The organism is Amycolatopsis sp. (assembly GCF_035276945.1).
Taxonomy (GTDB): Bacteria; Actinomycetota; Actinomycetes; order Mycobacteriales; family Pseudonocardiaceae; genus Amycolatopsis_E.
This window is the reverse complement of record NZ_DATELF010000064.1, coordinates 11,271-27,912: the sequence shown is the minus strand read 5'-3', so window position 1 is coordinate 27,912 and position 16,642 is coordinate 11,271. Positions and strand designations below refer to the sequence as shown.

Below are 16,642 nucleotides of genomic sequence, written 5' to 3'. Positions count from 1 at the left end.
ACGTGATGGACCTGGTCAAGCAGGACGTCGAGGGCGGGTACTCGTCGGTGCCGCCCCTCGGCACGGCACCCGCGGCGGCCCGCGGCACGGGTGGCCTCCACTCCGGCGGCTCGCACTACTCCGGCGGAGGCGGGGGTGATGGCGGTGGCGGAGGCGGAGGCGGCCTCGGTTCGAGCGGCGGCCCACCGACCAGCCCGCCGCCGGGGAACGTCCAGCAATGGATCGACGAGGCCATCAAGGCGTTGCAGGCCGCGGGCGTGCCGGTGACCGACGCCGACATCAAGAACATCTGGGCGATCATCCAGCACGAATCCGGTGGCAATCCCAACGCGATCAATCTTTGGGACTGCGTGCCGCTGGACACGATGATCCTGACCCAGCGAGGCTGGCTCAAGCACGACGAGGTGCGAGCCGGTGATACGACAATCGGCTACAACTTTCGCACCGGCCACAGTGAGTGGACGCCGATCACGAGGATCGTGCACCACGAGAACGCACCGCTGGTTCGCCTGAGCGATTCACGATGGCACGCGACGACCACCCCGAACCACCGATGGCTCAGCCTGCCCCGAGTGCCCGCTCCGGTCGCCGACCTCCCCACGACCTGTCCCGAATGCGGCTGGCGACCCGCGAACGGTGTCGCAGTCCATCGTCGGAAAACGCACCGGGTCGTTTCCGCCAAACAACGGAATGTCCTGTTGGACCAGCCACGATTCGTGATCACCGAGGATGTTCGAAGCCGCGACAGGATCATGTTGTCCGCTTGCGCCGAAACACCGTCGACGATCGACATCAGTGTGCGGGAAGCCGCGATTCTCGGCTGGATTGCCGGAGACGGGAATTTGGCGAACCGCACGCATCGACCGGCGATGTCGATTGCCCAGTCCAAACCCGAAATGGTCGACAAGATCAAGCGGCTACTCGAGGGCGTGCCACACGCGCTTCACGTCGATGACCGAGGCGGCTGCGGGCCTCGACACCGGTTCCACCTGAATCACGACTACGCGCGTGATTTGCTCGCCCGTGCGGGAAACCCCAAGTCGGACTCGGTCACACAGGTGCTCGCAATGTCGACCGGGCAACGCAACGCCTGGCTTGACGCGGTCATTGACGCTGAAGGCACCCGCACGACCAAGCCGGGGTTCACCAGGCCACGGATCGCCATCCACCAGGCACCCGGTTCGGTTCTCGAGGCTGTCACGCTTGCCGTCTACCTCTCCGGGCGTCGGCCCCGAGTTCTGTACACGAAACGCTCGAAACACCACGACACACGGCTGCCGGAAGCGTCGGTCCGGGCGAACACGCCCGTCGTCAGCGGCGCCTTGCTGGGCAAGGAAGACGTCGGCCGGGGCGCGGTGTGGTGTGTGACGACGGTGCTGGGCACCTGGACGGCTCGAGAGGACGACCACGTCTTCCTGACCGGGAATTCCAATGCCCAGGCTGGGCATCCGTCGAAGGGCCTGATGCAGTGCATCGATTCGACCTTCGACGCCCACAAGCTGCCCGGCCACGACAACATCTACAACCCGGTGGACAACATCATCGCCGGTGTCCGCTACACGATCAGCCGCTACGGCAGTATCGCCAACACGCCTGGCCTGCAGGCGATGGCGCACGGTGGCGGATACGTCGGCTACTAACCGCCACGCGCTACCACCGCCGCTACGCGCTCGAGGTCAGCCCCGAAGACGTGATCGTGACCACCGGGTCTTCCGGTGGCTTCCTGTTTTCCTTCCTGGCCGCCTTCGATACCGGCGACCGGATGGCGATGGCCCGCCCCGGGTACCCGGCCTACCGCAACCTGCTCTCCGCGCTGGGCTGCGAGGTCGTCGAATTTCCCGCGCTTCCAGCCGAACCGTCGAGCAACTCGACGAACTGGACCCGACCTCCGGGTTGGTCGTCGCCAGTCCCGGCAACCCGACCGTCATCGTGCTGCCGCCCGCCGAACTGGCCGCGATCGCGGGCTGGTGCTCGGCTCGTGGGGTGCGGCTGATCGGCGACGAGACCTACCACGGCATCTCCTACGGCACCGAAACCGCGTGCGCCGAACAGAGCTCACGGGAATCGATCGTGCTCGGCTCGTTCTCGAAGTACTTCGCGATGACCGGCTGGCGGCTGGGCTGCGGTGGGCGGCATGTCCGGTTCTCCTTCGCCGGGGCCGCGTCCGTGGTGACCGAAGGCGAGAAACGTCTGGGCGAGTGGCTCCGCCGGGCCGCCTCCGGAGGAACCCTGGCTTATCCCTGAACGTTGGTCTGGGTGCGAGCGCTCCAGCCCCCGTTCGTGGGAGTCTGGCTCTCGAGCGGGTGGTACGGCCCGCGCGAAAGGCGGGAGGATGCCATGTTCTGGAAGATCGTCGGGGCGCTGATCGTCGCCTGGGTGGCGTTCATGATCATCGGGTCGTTGATCGGTTTCCTGGTCAAGGCCGTGCTGGTGATCGCCGTCATCGGCGGTGTCGGGTTCCTGGGTGCGGCGGCCTACGGGGCGATCAAGGGCAAGAGCCGCAAGCAGATTCCCTGACCTAGAACTCACCGCGCGCGGCTTCGGGCCCGTGCCAGACGTGCGCGCGCAGGCCGACCGCGCGCGCACCATCCACATTGGACTCACGGTCATCGAAGAACAGGCAGTCACCCGCCTTTGCGCCCAGGCGGGACAGCAGGTGGCGGAAGATTTCCGGGTCGGGTTTGGCGACGCCGATGTCGCCGGAGAACACCCGCACCCGGAAGTGTCCCGCCCAGTCCTGCCGTTCCGCGAATCGCGCGAACGAGGACGGCGCGTTGGACAGCAGAGCGAGCGCGGCGCCGGCCTCGTCCAGCGCCGCGAGCAGCTCCAGTGAGGCGGGTTCGACTTTCGACCAGCCCCCGATGTCGATCGCGGTCAAGCTGTCCGAAGTGGACTCGTCGACGGTGACGCCGAGGTCCCGGCCGATCGCGGACCAGTACTGGAGGTCGGTCGCGCCGCGGTCGTAGGCGCCCCGGTGCCTCCAGTAGGGCGGCTCGAAGTCGTCGTGCGGCACGCCCAGGGTGGCGGCCAGGTCCGGCAGCGCGGTGGTGCGGCCGCAGATGACTTCGCCGTAGTCGAACACGACCCACTTCGTCAAGGATGTCCCCCGGCCTTGATCCGCGTCAGCGCTTCGTCGACGTCGGCCACCGAGAGATCCCGGTGCGTCACGAACCGTACCTTCCCGCCCATCGGCAACGCCAGCACACCGACCGCGGCCAGTGACTCCAGGGTCACCGACACGTCGGCGACCCTGGCCAGCACGATGTTGGTTTCCGGCGGCTCGGCCTCCCAGCCGAGCTCGGCGAGGCCATCGGCCAGCCGCTGCGCCTTGTCGTGGTCCTCGGTCAGCTCGCCGATCCGGTCCAACGCCACCAGCGCGGCCGCGGCGAGCACCCCGCCCTGCCGCACCCCGCCGCCGAGCATCTGCCGCATCCGCCGCGCGGTGGCCACGAACGCCTCGCTGCCCGCGACCACCGAGCCGACCGGTGCGCCGAGCCCCTTGCTGAAGCACGCCGAAACGGTGTCGACCCCGACGGTCAGCGCGGCCGTCGGCAGGCCGAGCGCGGCGGCCGCATGCCATATCCGCGCGCCGTCGAGATGCACCCGAAGCCCGGCCTGCCGGGCGGTGGCCAGCAACTGGGCGTGTTCGTGCGGCGGGATGATCGCACCGCCGGCCGCGTTGTGCGTGTTCTCCAGGCACAACAAGGTGGTGCGCAAGGTGTAGTACGGGCCGCCACGCGGGCCGATCGCCTTGACCAGGGTCTCCGCCTTCGGCCTGCCCGGACCGGCATCGTGTTCGAGCGCATACGGCATGCCACCGGCGAGCCAGGCCGCCGAGCCCAGCTCGTTGTTGAGCACATGCGCGTCCTTCGGGGCGAGGAACCGGTCGCCGCGCTTGAGGTGCACGCTCAACGCGATCAGGTTGGCCATGGTCCCCGTGGGTGTCCACAGTGCGGCCGGCATGCCGAGCACGTTCGCCACCCGCTCCTCGAGCTCACGGATGGTGGGGTCGATGTCGATCACGTTGTCGCCGACCTCGGCCGACGCCATCGCTCTGCGCATCGCGTCATCCGGATGCGTGACGGTGTCAGAGCGGAAATCGAGCGGTACAGCTTCAGCTGAGGTCACGGTTAGATCACATCACACCAGTTGTTTGATCGACAAGCCAGTCTGGTCCTGCTGGGCATACCCCGGAATCGGCGGGTTGTGCAACCGTAGGGGCGTCCAGTTCCGTCTTTCCCCACGAGACGCCCGGGAGGCCGGTGGACCAGCGCGACGAGCAGGAGTTCGCGGAGTACTTCGCTGCCAAGCGGGACTTCGTGCGCCGAACCGCGTACCTGCTCTGCGGGGATTGGCACCACGCGGACGATCTCGCGCAGACGGCGTTCGTCTCGCTGCACCGGCGCTGGCACCGGATCCGCGACCGCGCGGCCACGGATGCCTACCTGCGTAAGACACTCGTCCGGGCCTCGATCGACGAGTCACGGCGACCATGGCGGAGGGAGCAGCAGATGGAGCGGCTGCCCGAGCCGGAGCCCGGGACGGACGCGCTCGACGAGCAGGTCGCCACCCGCGCGGACCTGCTCAACGGGCTGCGAGACGTCCCACCGAAGCAGCGCGTGGTGCTGGTCCTGCGCTACTTCGAAGGGCTCGACGTCGCCGCCGTGGCCAAGGCGCTGGGCTGCAGTGAGGGCAACGTGAAGAGCCAGACGGCGCGCGGCCTGGCGAATCTGCGCGCCGCGTTGACCGGAGACGTCGCGAAGGCGCGAGGCGGGTCAGGGGGTGACAGGCATGGATGAGCGGGAACTGGGAACCCTGTTCCGGGCCGCGCCCGGCGACCCGCCACCGTCGACATTCACTCTGGAGGACGTCACCGCCGCTTCGGCCAGGGCAACCGCCCGGCGCCGTTCGACCCTGATCATGACGTTGAGCTGCGTGGTCGTGGTGCTGGTGGGTTTCGGGCTGTTCCGGTGGGGCCCGAGCACCGGCACCAACACCACGTCCGGATCGGCCCAAGTCATCACCGGGGGGCAACCCGCGCAAGCCCCCGAGCGTCTCCCGAACGCCTCCACCCCGTCGCCCTTGCAGGGAAGCGACGGTACCGGGGAGGCCGGCCCTCGGGCCGAAGGCACCACGGGGTGCGACAAGGTGGACCGGGAGCTCGCCATTGCCCTCGCTGGCGAGCTCCCGGTCACCGGTGCGAGCGGCCCCTCGCCGGGTCGCGTGTGTACGACGGGGTCGCGCTCCGCAGGATTCCAGGTCACCGACGGTGACCGGAAGGGCTTTCTCTCCGTGACGTTGCTGCCCGCGGGAGTCGCGGTTCCGGTCGAACCAGGCGCGATGACGGCCCAGGAACTCGCCGCCAGCGGTGCCACTCTCGTCATCTCGAGCACCCCGGACCCGGGCGGTGCGCCGCCGTTCCAGACCGACCTGCAACGCGTCGCGGTGGCCCTGGCAGCGCGTTTCTAGCCACCCTCGCCTAAATTCTGCGCATGACAGCGGCGAGCACGCCCAAGGGCGAACGCAGGCGTGCGACATTGATCGAGGCAGCGGCCCAGCTGCTGATCGAAGGCGGCTTCGACGCGGTCCGGCACCGCGCGGTCGCCGAACGCGCCGGGCTGCCGCTGGCATCGACGACCTACTACTTCGACTCGCTGGAAGACCTGATCATGGCGGCGGTCGAGCACGGCGGGCGGGTCGAGCTGGACCGGGGGCGAGCCCAGCTCGCCAAGCTGAGTACCGAGCACCGTGACGTCGACGCGCTGGTCGAACTCGTCCTCGACCAGATGCTCGGTGTGGACGCCAGGTTCGAAGTGCTCCTGCTGCGCTACGAGCGGTTCGTCACCACCGGGCGACGACCGTACCTGCAGCCGCTGATGCGCTCGATGCAGGGCGAGTTCCACGAGCTGCTCACGGAAATCTTCACCCGATCCGGCTTCCCGATCGACCGGAAGCGGCTCCAGCAGCTGATCGCGCTCGTCGACGGCGCGATCGTGAACGCCCTGATCGAGGTCGACCCGGACCCCCGTGCCGTGGCACGGGCCATGCTGCACGACGCGCTCATGCGACCCGGAGCCGCCGGCCGTCGTGAGTAACGGCGGATGCCCGTCTGGCCCATGGACCCGAACCACGTCGCTCCGACGCCCGACTACGCTCAATGTGTGACAAAGTCCAGCATCCCGAACGTGCTCGCCTCCCGTTACGCCTCGCTCGAGCTGGTGTCCCTGTGGTCCCCGGAACGCAAGGTGACGCTGGAACGCGAGCTGTGGATCGCGGTGTTGCGCGCGCAGGCCGAACTCGGCGTCGAGGTGGGAGACGGCGTGGTCGAGGACTACGAGCGGGTCCTCGACCAGGTGGACCTGGCGTCGGTCGCCGCGCGTGAACGGGTCACCCGGCACGACGTGAAGGCGCGGATCGAGGAGTTCAACGCGCTGGCCGGGCACGAACACGTGCACAAGGGCATGACGTCACGCGATCTGACCGAGAACGTCGAACAGCTGCAGATCCGGCGTTCGCTGGAGCTGGTCCGCGGCCGGGTCGCGGCGGTGCTGGCGCGGCTGGCCGCGCTGGCCATCGCACATTCGGACCTGGTCATGGCGGGCCGCTCGCACAACGTCGCCGCGCAGGCGACGACCTTGGGCAAGCGGTTCGCCACGGCGGCCGACGAGTTGTTGGTCGCGTTCGAACGGCTCGAAGACCTGATCGAGCGCTACCCCCTGCGGGGCATCAAGGGCCCGGTCGGCACCGCACAGGACATGCTGGACCTGCTGGGCAACGAGTCCGCTCTGGACGATCTGGAGCGCCGGATCGCCGGCCACCTCGGCTTCAGCCGGACGTTCACCAGCGTCGGCCAGGTCTACCCCCGGTCACTGGACTTCGACGTGCTGTCCACGCTCGTCCAGCTGGCCGCCGCACCATCCAGCCTCGCCAGGACGATCCGCCTGATGGCGGGCCATGAACTGGTCACCGAGGGCTTCCAGCCTGGACAGGTCGGCTCGTCGGCGATGCCGCACAAGATGAACACGCGCTCGTGCGAGCGGGTGAACGGGCTGGCCGTGGTGCTGCGCGGGCACCTGTCGATGATCGGCGAGCTGGCGGGCGACCAGTGGAACGAAGGGGACGTATCCGACTCGGTGGTGCGGAGGGTCGCGCTGCCGGACGCCTTCTTCGCCCTCGACGGGCTGCTGGAAACCTTCCTCACGGTGCTCGACGAGTTCGGCGCGTTCCCCGCCGTGGTGGCGCGCGAACTGGATCGGTACCTACCGTTCCTGGCGACCACGAAGGTGCTGATGGCCGCGGTCCGCGCCGGGGTGGGCCGGGAGACCGCGCACGAGGCGATCAAGGAGAACGCGGTCGCCGTGGCGCTGGCCATGCGCGAGCGGGGCGCCCCCAACGACCTGCTCGACCGCCTCGCCGCCGACGACCGCCTGCCCCTGTCCCGCGAGGATCTGGACCGCCTGCTCGACGACCGGTTGTCCTTCACCGGGACCGCGCGGAACCAGGTGGTCACCGTCGTCAAGCAGGTCGAAGCCGTGCTCGAGCGCTTCCCCGAATCGGCCGACTACGCTCCGGCTTCCATCCTTTAAAGCCGCTTTGCGGCACACTCTTCGCTCGTGAAGTGAGGTAATTTCGCCCGGGGTAGCCGACCTGGGGTGGAACTCACAAGGACCGTCCGGACGCCCACCCGCGCCCTGGCGTGCGTTTTGCTGCCAGGAATGAGGTCGAACGACAGCATGAAACTCGAGCTGGCACTGGCCGCCGTCCTGCTCACCGCGCTCACCGGCTGCGGGGGTTCGGGCGCGGGAACCCTGCGAGTCGGCACCCTTTCCGACTCGAAGCCGAACGCCTACTCCGAGGGCGGCAAGTTCACCGGGTTCGACAACGAGTTGCTGCGCGCGATCGCGGACCGGAAGGGCCTGAAGCTCGAGTTCGCCTCGACCGACTTTTCCACGCTGCTCGGCCAGGTCGCCAACGGCCAGTTCGACATCGGCAGCGCAGGCATCTCGCAGACCGACGCACGCAAGAAGACGGTCGACTTCTCCAACGGCTACAACTACCAGGCGCTGGGCATCGAGGCCGCGCCGGGCTCGCCGGTCACCGACGAAAACTCGTTGGCGGGCAAGCGGATCGGCGTCGTGCAGGGCACCATTTCCGACACCTGGCTGACCGCCACCGCACCGGCCGCGCAGGTGACCCGCTTCCCGAACGACGCCGCGGTGGTGAGCGCGCTCAACGCCGGATCCCTGGACGGCGCGGTCTTCGACAAGGCCAGCGCCGAGCAGTACGCGGCGGAGAACCCTGGGCTCGAGGTCACCAAGTCCCTGCTCACCAACGTCCCGCACGGATACGCGGTGCGGAAGGGCAACGGGCAGGTGCTGAGCCAGATCAACGACGGGCTCCGGCAGGTGATCGCGGACGGCACCTGGCTCCGCCTGCACCGGCATTTCGAGCCGAACGAAGAGGTGCCCACGGAGTTCAAGGGCAACGGGTAGCTGGAACCTTCCGCAACACGTTCTTCAACTGGGACTACCTCCGGCAGGTGCTCCCGGACCTGCTGGGCACCGGGCTGCTGAACACCCTCGTGCCGGCGGTCTGTTCCTCGATTCTGGTCAACTACGTCGACAAACGGCTCCGCATCGGCCGCGAGGTCACCGCGACGGACGAACTCGACGAGTTGGTGAGCAGCGGGAAGGTGGCGTGATGTCCACCAGCGCGGAACTCAAGGACGTCCCTTCGGCACGCCGGAGGTCCTGCGCGGGGTCGACCTGGCCGTCGGTGCCGGTGAGATGGTGTGCGTGATCGGGTTCCGGGAAGTCGACGCTGCTGCGGTGTGTGAACCGCCTGCGGGAACCCGATCCTGGTGATGTGCTGCTCGGCGGGGAGAGCGCGATCGCGGCGAACCCGGACCGGTTGCGGCAGCGGATCGGCATGGTCTTCCAGCATTTCACCCTGTTCGCCCACCGCAGCGTGCTGGACACCAGCACGCTGCCGCTGCGCAGCGTGAAGAGGTTGGAGCCCAGGCGGAAGAGATCGCACGCGCCCGCCTGGCCGAGGCCGGGCTCGCGGACAAGGCGCCGTACCGGCCGAAAGCGCTTTCCGGCGGCCAGCAGCAGCGCGCCGCCATCGCGCGGACGCTGGCCATGGATCCCGAAGTGATGCTCTTCGACGAGGCCACCAGTGCGCTGGGCCCGGAACTGGTCAAGGGTGTGCTGGAACTGATGGCCGGGCTGGCCGAGCGCGGGCTTACCCTCATCGTGGTCACGCACGAGATGGGTTTCGCGCGCCACGTCGCGGACAAGGTCGCGTTCATGGACCGCGGCCGGATCGTCGAGACCGGCACCCCGGACGAGGTCTTCGACCGGCCGGACAACCCCCGCCTCCAACGGTTTCTCTCGCGGGTGCTGTGAGTTCAACGCAGGGTCATCCGGCACTGGCTCAATGGCGGCATGGAAGTACGACTGCTGGTTTCACTGTCCGGCATCGAACCCAGGACCCTGCATCGGTGCGCCGACCTCGCAGCCGAACTGGACCGTCGCGGCGTGCCGCTGTCCCTGCTGTTCGCGCCGCGGACCGAGGGTGTGATCGTCGATTGGGTCAGGGAGCGCACCGAGCGTGGCGACGCGCTGCTCCTGCACGGCTACGACCACCGTGTCACTCCGGGACACCGGATCAGCATCGGGCGCAAGGCCGAGTTCGCCGCGCTCCCGGCGCATGAAGCCCGGCTGCGGCTCATCGCCGCGACGGCCGCGCTGGACGGATGCGGCCTGAGCACCGAGGGCTTCGCGCCACCCCGCTGGCTCGGTTCGCGTGGCACGCGGGAAGCCTTGCGGGAACGGAATTTCCGGTTCTGCGCGGACCTCACGGCGGTCCACGACCTGCGGACCGCCACCGTGCACCGCGCCCGGGTCCAGGAATTCACCAGCCAGCATCCACGGACCGAGACCGTGCGCTGCTTCGCCCTGGTGCTGGCCGCCGCGCGGGCCGCCCGGCGCGGCGGCCTGGTCCGGCTCGGTATCGACGCGGTGGACCTCACCAGGTCCGGCCTGCGGCAGGCGTTCCTGGACGCGATCGACGTCGCCCTGGAAAACAGGGCCGTCGCTACGACCTACGAGAGCTTGGCGGCCTCGCCGCGCGGCGCGACGAAGACTTCGGTGCCCTCGGGGGCCAGGTTGGTGAACAACCCGTAGTGCATCTGCGGCGTCGCGAGCACGGCCTCGTGAATCGGCACCGCCACGCGAGGCGAGACCGCACGCAGGAAGTCCACCGCCTCCCCGGCCTTGAGCCAGGGCGCGCCGGTCGGCAGGCCGAGCACGTCGATCTTCTGCTCCGGCACGAAGAACGAGTCACCAGGGTGGTAGAAGGCACCGTGGTCGAACAGGTAACCGACGTTCGGCACGATCGGGATGTCCGGGTGGACCACCGCGTGCTGGCCGCCGACCACGTTCACCGCGGCACCGCCGAGTTCGAAGGCGTCACCGGGCCGCACGACCTCGAACTCCAGCCCGAGCTTGCGCACGGTGTCCTCGGAACCTGGGTCGATGACCAGCTTCGCGTCCGGGTTGGCCTCGATCAGCGCGGGAAGGCGATCGGCGTCGATGTGGTCCGAATGCTGGTGGGTGATGACCACCGCGGCCAGCTCACGCTCGGCTTCGAAGCCCTTCGAGTAGGTTCCGGGGTCCAGCAGGATCCGGGCGTTTTCGGTCTCCAACAGCACACAAGCGTGTCCATAGTGGACGATTCGCATCGGTTCGCTCCCTCGTCTCGCGGCTCCAGCCTATTCCTGCTCGCCGGATGGGTGAACTTGACCTTCGCCTGCCGATCCCGTCGCGCGTTCGCGCGCACGAAGCAAACCGAGAAGCCGGCGACAAAGCTGATCGAGGTCGTGCATGGGCGGCGCGGTGGCGGGTAACCGCTCGTATGGCTACCAGGCGAAAAACAATCGGAACGGTTGCGATGGCGGCCCTCGGTTCCCTCGGGATCGCCTTCGCACCCACCGCACAGGCGGCGCAAACGCCGTGCGACGCCAGGGCAAAGGCGTGTCTCCAGCTGCACACCCACCAGGCGTGGCTGATGAATACCGGTTCGGTCACCCGCGGCCCGGTGCCGGTCACCGTCGGCAGGCCCGGCTACGAGACGCCCACCGGCACGTTCCGGGTGCAGTACAAGGACATCGACCACTACAGCAAGGAGTTCAACGGCCCGATGCCGTACTCGGTGTTCTTCACCAGCACCGGCGTGGCCTTCCATGAAGGCAGCCTGCGAGTCCAGTCGCACGGCTGCGTGCACCTGTCGCACGCCGACGCGGTTGCCTTCTTCCAGACTCTCCACCCCGGCGACGTCGTCGAGGTGAAGAGCTAGGAGCGGGCGCTCCTGTCCGATATTTCGAACACGGTCGGCTAGGCTGACGCCATGCCACGCCTCGTGCCGGCCGTGTCTCGGGCCGCCGACATTCTCGAGCTGTTCCTCGGCTCGCGGGCGACCCTGTCCGCCGCCGACGTCGTCGAGGCACTGGGGCTGCCCAGATCGACCACGCACGAACTCTTGACGACCCTGGTCGCCCGGCGCTATCTCGACCGGCAAGCGCGCGAGGAGACCATCTACCGGCTCGGTCCTCGGCTTCTCGAGCTCGGCTCGCGGTACCAGGAACGGCTCGAGTTCGCGGCCGAGGCGGACGCGGTCGCCCGGACGGTCGCCGCCCAGTGCGGTGAGACGGTGCACGTCGGCGTGCTCGACGGTCTCGACGTGGTCTATGTGTCGAAGATCGACTCGACGCACTCGGTCCGGCTGATCTCCGAGGTCGGCCGGCGGGTGCCCGCGCACTGCACGGCCGTCGGCAAGGCACTGCTGGCGGGGCTGCCGCAGGACGAACTGGACTCACTACTGAAGGACCGCGAACTCGTGGCCCTCACCGAACACAGCATCACGTCCCCGCCGGCCCTGCTCGCGGAACTGAGAGAAGTCCGGGCGAGCGGGGTGGCACACGAACACAGCGAATCGAACCCGGATGCCGGCTGCGTGGCCTCCCCCGTCATCGACACCAGCGGCCACTGGGTAGCCGCGTTGAGCATCGCCATCCCCACCTCCCGCCATTCCGACGAGGCTTGGCGACGCTGGGAGAAGCTGGTCCGCGAGGGTGCCGCGGAACTGTCGGCCAGGCTTGGCGGCCGCCTGACGCCTGACGCATCTTGACGCGGGAAACCTCACCACGGACGTAGGCCATCGGGCATCGGGCCGAGATGCACTCCAACCACACCGACTTCCCCCGATTCCCCGGCCTCAACTGGGTCAACCCACTCCAGTAAGGCCCTCCGGACCAGATCCGTTACCCTCTTGAGGTACCGCCGACCTGCGAATACCTGGAGCGACCCGCCGTGGCCCGAGTGGTGGTTGACGTGATGCCCAAGCCGGAGATCCTGGACCCGCAAGGCCAGGCCGTGGCCGGTGCCCTCCCGCGCCTCGGCTTCCATGGCGTGACCGAGGTGCGCCAGGGCAAGCATTTCGAGCTGGAGGTCGACGACTCGGTCGACGACGAGACGCTCGCCAAGATCGCCGAAGGCTTCCTGGCCAACCCGGTGATCGAGGAGTGGACGGTCCGGAGGGTCTCGTGAGGATCGGCGTCATCACCTTCCCCGGCACACTGGACGACATCGACGCCGCCCGCGCGGTGCGCTACGCCGACGCCGAGGCGGTTTCGTTGTGGCACGCCGATGCGGACCTGCGCGGGGTGGACGCGGTGATCGTGCCCGGCGGCTTCTCCTACGGTGACTACCTGCGGTGCGGCGCGATCGCCAGGTTCGCCCCGGTGATGGGTTCGGTGATCGAGGCGGCGGGCAAGGGCATGCCGGTGCTCGGGATCTGCAACGGATTCCAGATCCTGTGTGAGGCCGGGCTGCTCCCGGGCGCGTTGGTGCGCAACAAGAAGCTGCACTTCGTATGCCGTGACCAGTGGCTGCGAGTGGAGAACGACAGCACCGCGTGGACCGGCCGCTACGAGGCCGGAACCGAGATCCTGATCCCGCTCAAGTCGGGCGAAGGCGGCTACGTCGCCGAACAGTCCACTTTGGACGAGCTGGAGGGTGAGGGGCGCGTGGTGTTCCGCTACGCCGGCTCGAACCCCAACGGATCGCGGGACGACATCGCGGGCATCTGCAGCGCCGACGGGCGGGTGGTCGGCCTGATGCCACACCCCGAGCACGCCATCGACGCGCTCACCGGGCCCTCCGACGACGGCCTCGGCATGTTCTACTCGGTGCTGGACCGGATCGGCGCGCCTGCCGCCTAGGAAACGGTGGCGGCTCCGACAATCAGGACACCGTCGAGGCGGCGGCGACCAACCGGGCATACGGACCGTTGGCGGCGAGCAGATCGGCGTGCGGGCCGAGTTCGGTGATGCGGCCGCCCTCGACCACGGCGACCCGGTCCGCGGCCGCGGCCGTGTGCAGGCGGTGTGCGATGGCGATCACCGTCCGGCCGGAGAGGACCCCGTTCAGCGAGCGCTCCAGGTTCCGCGCCGAAGACGTGTCCAGCAGGGAGGTGGCCTCGTCGAGCACCACGGTGTGCGGATCGGCGAGCACCACCCGCGCCAGCGCGAGTTGCTGCGCGATCGCGGCGGGCACGGCGACCGCGCCCGCGCCCAGCCTGGTGTCCAGGCCGTCCGGTAGTGCGGTGAACCAGCTTGCCAGCCCAATTGAGTCCAGCGCCCTGAGCAGGGCCGTGTCGGTCCACTCGCCCGCGGGCAGCATCAGGTTGTCACGCAAAGTGCCCGCGAAGACGTGGTGCTCCTGGGTGAGCAGCAGCACCTCACCGCGCAGCACGTCGTCGGCCATCCTCGACACCTCGACGCCACCGATGCTGACCGAGCCCGAGTTCGGCGCCGCGACTCCGGCCAGCAGCCTGCCGAGGGTGGACTTCCCCGCCCCGGACGGACCGACGATCGCCAGCCGCTCTCCGGGCGGTATCCGCAGGTTGATGCCGTGCAACACCTCGCGGTCCGCGGAGTATCCGTACCGCAGGTCCCGGACGACGATCTCCTGCCGGCTCGGCCGTTCGGCCGAGCCCGAGCCCGCGTCCGGCGCGCGGACTCCCAGCACCCGGCGCAGCGCGGTGCTCGAGATCTGCACGTCCTCGATCCACCACAGGACCTCTTCCAGCGGGCCCGCGATGGCCTGCATGTAGACCATCATGGTGGCGATGGTGCCCAGGCCCACCAGTCCGTTCGCGTAGCCCCACACGCCGATCAGCAGGATCGCCGCGAGCGGCAGCACCTGGGCGAGCCTGGCCCACGGGATCCATCGCACGATCAGACCGCGCAACCCACGCTCCCCGGAAGCGGCGGCATCGACGGCCCGGTCGCCGTGGGCGATGCGGCGGCCGATCAGGCCCAGCGCCTCCGCGGTGCGCGCGCCGTCCGCGGTTTCGTGCGTGCTGGTCTGGACATCGGCCCACGCGTCCATCATCGACTCGGCGATGGCCGGCACCCGCCGCGAGTACCAGCGCATGGACGCCCCGATCAGCGCGACGGCGATCAGCAGGGCGAGCGACAACAACGGCGAGGTCAGCACCATCGCGACCACGGTGAGCAGCACGGTGATGAGCGCGACCGAGACCTCGGGAACCCCGTTGCGCACGGCGTAGTCGATCCGGTCGGCGTCGGTGGTGGCACGGCTGAGCAGGTCACCGGTGCCGGCCGCCTCGACGGTGGCCAGCGGCAGCCGCAGGGCCTGCTCGACGAAGCCCTCACGGGTCTCGGCGAGCACCCGCTCACCGAGCATTCCGGCTCGCACGCGGGCGAACCGCCGCAGCGTGGCCTGCACGATGAGTACCGCGACGAAGACCAAGGTGAGCAGGTCGATCCGGCTCGCCGACCCGGTCACCGAATCCACCAGCAGGCCCAGGATCTGCGGGCCGACCAGCCCGGCGATGGTGGCCAGGCAGAGCAAGGCGAGCACGGTGAGGAACTCGCGCCGGTGTGCCCGGAAGGTGTGCCGCGCCCATGACCGCGCCTGCGCCCCCGTGGCCAGCGAAAACCTCAGCATGTGATCACCTCGTCCGCTACGACCGTCCACAACGGACTTTCGGTGAACACGACGGTGGTCTTGCCCCGGCGTAGTTCCGCGATCCGCTCGGTGATCCTGGCCTCGGTGTGCGCGTCCACCGCGGAGGTCGGTTCGTCGAGCAGGAGCGTGTCGGCGTCCAGCGCCAGCGCGCGGGCCAGGCTCAGCCGTTGCCGCTGACCGCCGGACACCTCGCGCCCGCGTTCACCGATCAACTCGTCCAGCCCGTTCGGCAACCCGTCCACGATGTCGGCGGCGTCCGCGGCCCACAGGGCGAGCTCGGCTCGTTCCGGGGGAATGACCTGCTCGCGCAACACGCCGGAGAACCACAGGTCCTGGTTGTGCGCGTAGACCACGCGCCTTCGCAACTCGGCCAGCGCGACCCGGTCGGCGGGAACGCCCGAGATGAGCACGTGTCCGGCCGGGTCCGCCGAGGAAACCCCGCCGGTCGGCGACTGGCGGGGAAAGCGCGCCAGCCGCTCGGCGAACGCCTCGGCGCCCCGCCCGGCGTTGACCACGGTGAGCTTGCCGGCGACAAGGGTCACCCCGCTCGCCGTGTCGTGCAGTTCCAGCGGCCCGTCCGGCAGCGCGACGGGCGCCCGCGGGTCGTCGAGCAATGACCGCAGGCCTAGCACGCCACAGACCTTCTTCGCCGAGACGTGACCGGACGTGAACGCGTACGCGGCTTCGGTCGCCGTGCTCACCGGCCAGGCGAGGAACGCCGACGCGGCGTAGAACGAGACCAGCTCACCCACGCTGAGCCCACCCGAGTTCACCAGCCGCGCACCGAGCCAGGTAATCGCGACGGTCACCAGGCCCGGCAGCAGCACCTCGGCACCGGCCAGCCAGGATTCGCTGAGCGCCACGTCGATCCCGGCCACCCGGACCCGCTGGCTGGCTTCGCGGAACCGGCGCAGGAACCGGCGCTCCCCACCGATCCCACGCAGGATCCGCAGCCCGGACACGATGTCCGCGGCGAGCGCGTTGACCTCGGAAAGCTGCTCACGCTGGGCGCGCTTGCGGCGCTGCAGCGGGGCGACGAGCTTTCCCATGCCCAGCACCGCGAGCGGGACGCCGACCAGCGCGATCGCACCCAGCAGCGGCGAAGTCGTCACCAGGACGGCACCCACGACGACAAACGCCACCACCGCCCCGACGACCCGGCCGAGCACCTCGAAGACGTTGCCCATGCGGCCGATGTCGGACGAGGAGATCGCCATCACGTCTCCGGTCGCGGCCTGGACACGCAGCGAAGCGCCGAGACGGGCGGTGTGCCCGGCGACCAGCCGTTGCGTGGTGGTCGCGCCGTGGATCCACATCCCGTGCACCGCGAAGATCATCGCGGCCATGAGCACGGCCTGCGCCACCCCGAGCGCCACGATCAGGCCGGCCCGGCCGGCCAGCGGCTCGCCGCGGCCGACCGCCTCCACCGCGTCGCCGATCACCAACGGCAGCAGCGCGCCGGGAAGCCACGAGAGCACGCCCAGCACACAGGAGGACACGGCCAGCCAGGGCCGTGCCCACAGCAGTGCCATGAGCAGCCGGAGGGGAGTCAGCCGAGTTGGCAGACGCATTCTTGACACGGTACG

General features: G+C 69.2%; 17 protein-coding genes and 3 pseudogenes. 15 read left to right on the top strand and 5 right to left on the bottom strand.

Going from position 1 to position 16,642, the window contains the following annotated elements:
* Positions 1–1,424: 1,424 nt before the first annotated feature.
* The 3 genes and pseudogenes from VJT49_RS10705 to VJT49_RS10695 form a co-directional block, all read left to right on the top strand.
* Positions 1,425–1,640 (top strand): annotated as a pseudogene (locus VJT49_RS10705) (transglycosylase SLT domain-containing protein); the annotation flags it as partial.
* Positions 1,631–2,121, top strand: a pseudogene (locus VJT49_RS10700) (aminotransferase class I/II-fold pyridoxal phosphate-dependent enzyme); the annotation flags it as partial. The pseudogenes VJT49_RS10705 and VJT49_RS10700, both read left to right, overlap by 10 nt.
* 216 nt (positions 2,122–2,337) lie before the next feature.
* Entirely contained in the window at positions 2,338–2,517 is a 180-nt protein-coding gene (locus VJT49_RS10695; protein WP_324164598.1) for a hypothetical protein, read from the top strand.
* A gap of 1 nt (position 2,518) precedes the next feature.
* Here VJT49_RS10695 and VJT49_RS10690 read toward each other — a convergent pair whose 3' ends face one another.
* The gene (locus tag VJT49_RS10690) at positions 2,519–3,097 is read right to left on the bottom strand and encodes an HAD family phosphatase (RefSeq protein WP_324164597.1); all 579 of its coding nucleotides are present in this window, start codon (positions 3,095–3,097) and stop codon (positions 2,519–2,521) included.
* Entirely contained in the window at positions 3,094–4,128 is a 1,035-nt protein-coding gene (locus VJT49_RS10685; protein ID WP_324164596.1) for a GntG family PLP-dependent aldolase, read from the bottom strand. The genes VJT49_RS10690 and VJT49_RS10685 overlap by 4 nt, the downstream gene beginning before the upstream one ends.
* Positions 4,129–4,262: 134 nt before the next feature.
* Here VJT49_RS10685 and VJT49_RS10680 point away from each other — a divergent pair, with 134 nt between their 5' ends.
* From VJT49_RS10680 to VJT49_RS10645, 8 genes and pseudogenes are all read left to right on the top strand, one after another.
* Positions 4,263–4,799, top strand: coding sequence for a SigE family RNA polymerase sigma factor (locus VJT49_RS10680; RefSeq protein ID WP_324164595.1), 537 nt, complete (start codon positions 4,263–4,265; stop codon positions 4,797–4,799).
* The gene (locus VJT49_RS10675) at positions 4,792–5,469 is read left to right on the top strand and encodes a hypothetical protein (RefSeq protein WP_324164594.1); all 678 of its coding nucleotides are present in this window, start codon (positions 4,792–4,794) and stop codon (positions 5,467–5,469) included. Before VJT49_RS10680 ends, VJT49_RS10675 begins: the two co-directional genes overlap by 8 nt.
* A gap of 23 nt (positions 5,470–5,492) precedes the next feature.
* Complete coding sequence (locus tag VJT49_RS10670; protein ID WP_324164593.1) at positions 5,493–6,095, top strand: TetR/AcrR family transcriptional regulator; 603 nt, start codon at positions 5,493–5,495, stop codon at positions 6,093–6,095.
* Between the two features lie 66 nt (positions 6,096–6,161).
* Positions 6,162–7,586, top strand: a complete 1,425-nt coding sequence (purB, locus tag VJT49_RS10665; protein WP_324164592.1) for an adenylosuccinate lyase — start codon at positions 6,162–6,164, stop codon at positions 7,584–7,586.
* Between the two features lie 147 nt (positions 7,587–7,733).
* Positions 7,734–8,492: an ABC transporter substrate-binding protein gene (locus VJT49_RS10660; RefSeq protein WP_324164591.1), complete on the top strand. Its 759-nt coding sequence runs from the start codon at positions 7,734–7,736 to the stop codon at positions 8,490–8,492.
* 47 nt (positions 8,493–8,539) lie between these two features.
* On the top strand, positions 8,540–8,701 hold the full coding sequence (locus VJT49_RS10655; RefSeq protein ID WP_324164590.1) for a hypothetical protein: 162 nt from the start codon (positions 8,540–8,542) through the stop codon (positions 8,699–8,701).
* Positions 8,702–8,750: 49 nt separating this feature from the next.
* Positions 8,751–9,407, top strand: a pseudogene (locus VJT49_RS10650) (amino acid ABC transporter ATP-binding protein).
* A 39-nt stretch (positions 9,408–9,446) separates the two neighbouring features.
* Positions 9,447–10,187, top strand: a complete 741-nt coding sequence (locus VJT49_RS10645) for a DUF2334 domain-containing protein (RefSeq protein WP_324164589.1) — start codon at positions 9,447–9,449, stop codon at positions 10,185–10,187.
* Here the strand turns inward: VJT49_RS10645 and VJT49_RS10640 are convergent.
* Complete coding sequence (locus tag VJT49_RS10640; protein ID WP_324164588.1) at positions 10,106–10,744, bottom strand: MBL fold metallo-hydrolase; 639 nt, start codon at positions 10,742–10,744, stop codon at positions 10,106–10,108. The genes VJT49_RS10645 and VJT49_RS10640 overlap by 82 nt on opposite strands.
* A gap of 209 nt (positions 10,745–10,953) precedes the next feature.
* Here VJT49_RS10640 and VJT49_RS10635 point away from each other — a divergent pair, with 209 nt between their 5' ends.
* The 4 genes from VJT49_RS10635 to purQ all read left to right on the top strand — a co-directional run bounded on the left by VJT49_RS10635 (position 10,954) and on the right by purQ (position 13,282).
* Positions 10,954–11,358, top strand: coding sequence for a L,D-transpeptidase (locus VJT49_RS10635; protein WP_324164587.1), 405 nt, complete (start codon positions 10,954–10,956; stop codon positions 11,356–11,358).
* 51 nt (positions 11,359–11,409) lie between these two features.
* The gene (locus tag VJT49_RS10630) at positions 11,410–12,189 is read left to right on the top strand and encodes an IclR family transcriptional regulator (RefSeq protein ID WP_324164586.1); all 780 of its coding nucleotides are present in this window, start codon (positions 11,410–11,412) and stop codon (positions 12,187–12,189) included.
* 182 nt (positions 12,190–12,371) lie between these two features.
* Complete coding sequence (purS, locus tag VJT49_RS10625) at positions 12,372–12,608, top strand: phosphoribosylformylglycinamidine synthase subunit PurS (RefSeq protein ID WP_324164585.1); 237 nt, start codon at positions 12,372–12,374, stop codon at positions 12,606–12,608.
* Entirely contained in the window at positions 12,605–13,282 is a 678-nt protein-coding gene (gene purQ, locus VJT49_RS10620) for a phosphoribosylformylglycinamidine synthase subunit PurQ (RefSeq protein ID WP_324164584.1), read from the top strand. Before purS ends, purQ begins: the two co-directional genes overlap by 4 nt.
* Before the next feature lie 22 nt (positions 13,283–13,304).
* Here purQ and VJT49_RS10615 read toward each other — a convergent pair whose 3' ends face one another.
* Positions 13,305–15,035, bottom strand: coding sequence for an ABC transporter ATP-binding protein (locus tag VJT49_RS10615; protein WP_324164583.1), 1,731 nt, complete (start codon positions 15,033–15,035; stop codon positions 13,305–13,307).
* The gene (locus VJT49_RS10610) at positions 15,029–16,627 is read right to left on the bottom strand and encodes an ABC transporter ATP-binding protein (RefSeq protein ID WP_324164582.1); all 1,599 of its coding nucleotides are present in this window, start codon (positions 16,625–16,627) and stop codon (positions 15,029–15,031) included. The genes VJT49_RS10615 and VJT49_RS10610 overlap by 7 nt, the downstream gene beginning before the upstream one ends.
* Positions 16,628–16,642: the final 15 nt, after the last annotated feature.